This window comes from Planktothrix sp. FACHB-1355 (assembly GCF_014748295.1).
Lineage (GTDB): Bacteria > Cyanobacteriota > Cyanobacteriia > Cyanobacteriales > Aerosakkonemataceae > Aerosakkonema > Aerosakkonema funiforme_A.
The window spans coordinates 1-4439 of sequence record NZ_JACJUP010000522.1; the positions used below are offsets into that span (position 1 = coordinate 1).

Here is a 4439-nt window from a genome sequence, read left to right on the forward strand (position 1 = left end):
ATTTTTAATTTTCACAAGTTGAACGATCGCACCGACCAACTCATCAGCATCTACCGGCTTCGCTAAATGCCTATCAAAACCGGCAGCCAGAACCTTTGTGCGGTCTGTTTCCATCGCATATGCTGTCAGCGCCACAGTCGGAAGCATACCCCCAGTCTGCGACTCCAAAGCCCTCACCTTGCGAATGAGATCGTAACCATCCTCGTGGGGCATTCCGATATCGCTGACCAGTACATCCGGATTCCATTCTGCCAATGCTTCCAGTGCCGAACTAACTGATGTCACAGCCTTGACTTGAGCGCCATATTGTGATAGAGCAGCTTTCAGAAACTCTAGCGTATCCGGTTCATCATCAACAACGAGTACCCGCACGCCGGAGAGGGGGAGAGTGGGGGAGTGGGGGAGGGAGGGAGTAGGGGAAGAATTTGGTTCTCTGACTATTTTGGTTTGTTCCAGAAGTGGCAGATAAACCGTGAAAGTTGCACCCAGTCCTTCTCCGGCACTTTCTGCTTTAACTGTACCGCCGTGCAATTCTACCAGGTGACGGACAATTGCCAAACCGAGTCCCAGTCCACCGTGCGCCCTTGTGGTTGTGCTATCGGCTTGGCGGAAGCGATCGAACACGTAAGGTAGAAATTGGGGACTGATACCTTTACCCGTATCGCTTACCGTGATTTGGGCATACGATCTTGCAGATGGATTGAATTTCAAATTCGAGATTTCAGATTGCAGATATAAAGCAGAATTTTTGTGTTCAATTTGCCATCTTAAATCTGAAATCTGCAATTTCTCCAGTTGCACCTCCACCTTTCCCCCAGAAGCCGTAAACTTAATCGCATTGGAGAGCAAATTCCACACAACTTGCTGCAAACGGTTGAAATCACCAGATACCGTACAACCCCTATCTTGGCAGAGCAACTTAAGTTCGATACCCTTATCTTGAGCAGAGGGACGTACAGCTTCAGTTGCGGCTTCCATAACAGCAACCAAATCGATCGGATGGAGACTCAGAGAAACTTTACCTCGCAGCATTCGCGAGACATCCAGCAAATCTTCGATCAATTCACTTTGCGATCGGGCATTGCGTTCGATCGTCTCCAAAGCGCGATCGCTCGTTGCTCGATCGAACTGGCGCTTCCGCAGCAGAGTTGCCCAACCCAGTATCGCATTCAAAGGTGTCCGCAACTCATGGGAGACGATCGCCAAAAACTCATCCTTAATCCGATTTGCCTCTTGAGCTTGTGTGTACAGCCGCGCATTGTCAAAAGCCAAAGCAGCGCGGTAAGCCAGATCTTCTGCCAAAGCTAGATCGCTTGGCTGATACCGACACCGCGACTCTGTGCCAGTAAAAGAAATTACACCCAGCGTTCGCCCCCGCGCCACCAAAGGCACCACTACCAACGATTTGGGAGCGAGTTCGCCCATAAACCGATAACGATCGACATCGCTGCCCTGCGCCTCAAACAGCTTAAAAATATTGCCTTCTGAGCCTGCTTCGGAAGCCACATTAAGCAAGCTGGCTGTATAGTTGCAAACATCTTCAATCAACAACGGTTGACCGCTACGCAGCACTTGCGCTACCGGCGCATTCGAGTTGGAGTCCAGCGGGTAGGATTGCAATTCCTCAAGCAGTCTTTCTTGCGATCGATCTTTGTGGGCAAAGGCTACCAGGCGGATCTGCCCCCCATCCTCCCATACGAAAATAGCGCAGTAGTCCGCTAGGTAAGGCACAGCCAAACGCGCTACGCTTCTCAGAGTCGTCTCGTAGTCAAGTGTTGCCGTTAACACTTTACTAGCTTCTGCAAGAAACCGCTGCGCTTCTTCGGCCCGATGCAGTTTAGTAATATCGCGTCCCACCCCAACAAGTCCGATCACTTCCCCATCACCATTTCGTAACGGAGATACGGAAGTTTGACAATATTCAGTGCCATTAGCGCTTTGAAACAACCACTCATAGATCGCCGTTTCTCCAGCAAGCGCCCTTTGATTGGCTTCTTCGTGAATTGCCGCCGCTTCCTCACCTAAAATCTCGCGGGGAGTCTTGTCCAAAAAGAATTCCGGTTTAACACCCGTCTTCTCCCACCAAGAGCCAAACACACCCGTATGGCGCTGTTCCCGATCCAAAGTAAAGACGATATCCTGCATAGAATTAACGAGAGTTCGGAATCTTTCCTCACTTGCTTGCAGGGCTTCCTTAGCCCGCTTGCGTTCGGTAATGTCGTAAAAAGTCATGATTCCAGCAACGATCGCCCCTTCGTAGCTGTAGATTGGGGTAGATCTGACGCGCATTATACCACGACTGCCATCACCGCGCTGGAAATTAATTTCCTCATCGGTGATCACCTCACCAGTAGCGATCGATCGCGCTAAAGGCCATTCTTCGGGTGCGTAAAGTCGTCCATCCGGATGGAAACCCCTGTAATTCTTCTGGTATTGCAGAATGCTATCAGCTTCTAGAAAAGGCTGATGCCAAATTTTCTCCACCAACTTATTGCCTAGAAGTAACCTTCCCGAAGGTGCTTCAGCGATGATGGCTGCTGCCGGCATCTGCTGTAACACAGCTTCTAAGAGTGCCTGTTCGCTTTCGAGGAGTTTAATTAATTTTTCGCTTTTTACTTGTGCCCGTTTGCAATCGCTGATATCTGCAATTGCAGCGATTGTACCGGATATATTACCTTTAGCATCGTACATCGGTGCCGCCCAGATGGAAACGTCTATTTCCGCACCAGATTTTTTCTGCCAACGCACTTCCTTGGATGTAGAATTTTCGATTTCTTGTAATCCCAAATCTAAAATTACCGATCTAATATCTAATGGTACTTCTTGTGCGCTCCAGCCAAATATACGTTCGGCAGATGGACTCCACATTTTGAGCTTCCCTTGCACATCAAGAGCAATAATGGCTAGGGGGGAAGCTTGAATGAGGCACTCCAATCTTTGATTGCTTTCTAACAGCGCTGACTCAGTTTGTTTGAGCTTAGTGATATCGCGAGTAATGCCCAAAACATATTCGATCGCACCATTTTTGTCAAATTCAGGAACGAGACGCGATTGATAATATTGAGTTTCTTCTGTAGCGCGAAACTCGTACTCGATAACGCGCTCTTCGAGCGTTGCAAATACATATTGAAGATGATTTTGCCAGAAAGAACAAATCTCATCTGGCATCCCTAAATCCCGATTTGTTTTGCCGATAAATTTTGATGCTGGTATTCCCGTTGCTTTTTCTATTGCTGAGTTAACATAGACGTAACGTAATTCTTTATCGAAACGAGCCATAATATCTGGTGAAATTTCCACCAGCGCCTTGAATTCTCGTTCTCTTCGGTGTAATTTTTCGTCTTCCTGGAGTTGCGTTTCCTTAATAGCAGCGAACACACCACCCACTTTTCCCGTTTCATCCCAAATTGGACTACAACAAAAAGTGAAGTAGTGCTGCTTTGTATCACCGTTGCTATCTGGAGACAGCATTAGCTTTTCCGATCGGACAACCTTACCTTCCAGAAGAACTGCTTCCACTATTGGGCCGATCGTTTCCCATTTTTCTGACCAACAGCAATGCCCCGGCTGTCCCAAAGCGCGATCTTGTGTTGCTGTACCCAGTATCGGGCGACAAGCATCATTGTAAAATTGGATGAGTTCTGGCCCCCACCAGACGATCGTCGGGAAAGGAGAAGCCAAACAGATGCACGCAGATGTTCGCAAACTCGCCGACCAAGTTTCCACAGCGCCAAGGGGAGTAGCCGACCAGTCAAGCGATCGCATCAGTTTACCCATTTCCCCGCCATCAGGGAAAATTTCCTTGAGTAAATTTGTCTTCATAGGTTCGGGCAAACTATCCATATGCCACCCTCCTTCTTATATATTGGCCGATTCGGCCTTACGCCATACCCGATGCAGCTGTTAGGCGAGTGCTTACTAAGAGTGCGATCGTTTAAAGCGCTAACTTTCTTCTTTATTGTTTATTATTGTTTCCCCAAACGGGTAAATGTGTCTTTTCATACTCTCTCAAGATTTTGATAAACAAAAACGAAGTTACACTGATACCCTCTTGCATAGTCTGGTAAGTTAAATTAGTCGATCGCTATTTAACGCCTCTATTCGAGCTGGTGAAGCGGCGATATTTTTCAGCCGCAGCAGCAGCCAACGATAAAACCCTGTCAGGTTTTGCGCTTCAATGGGTCAAGAAAGCAGGAGGCTCTTGGGAAAATAAGATTATGGCACTAATTGTTCAAAAATACGGTGGCAGTTCAGTTGGGTCGGTAGAACGTATCCAAGCAGTAGCACAGCGCGTCTGGAAAGCAGCCCAAGCTGGCAACTCTTTGGTAGTAGTTGTTTCAGCAATGGGTAAAACGACCGACGGTCTAGTTAAACTAGCTTACGAAATTTCCGCCAATCCCAGTCGTCGGGAAATGGATATGCTACTTTCGACAGGCGAA

At 47.8% G+C, this 4439-nt stretch carries 1 protein-coding gene and 1 pseudogene; one reads left to right on the plus strand and one right to left on the minus strand.

What is annotated here, in order from left to right:
- Positions 1–3843: PAS domain S-box protein (locus H6S82_RS19750; protein WP_191056596.1), on the minus strand; the 3843-nt coding region annotated here is incomplete at its 3' end.
- A gap of 374 nt (positions 3844–4217) precedes the next feature.
- On the opposite strand from H6S82_RS19750, the pseudogene H6S82_RS19755 reads away from it, so the two are divergent.
- A pseudogene (locus H6S82_RS19755) lies at positions 4218–4439 on the plus strand (aspartate kinase); the annotation flags it as partial.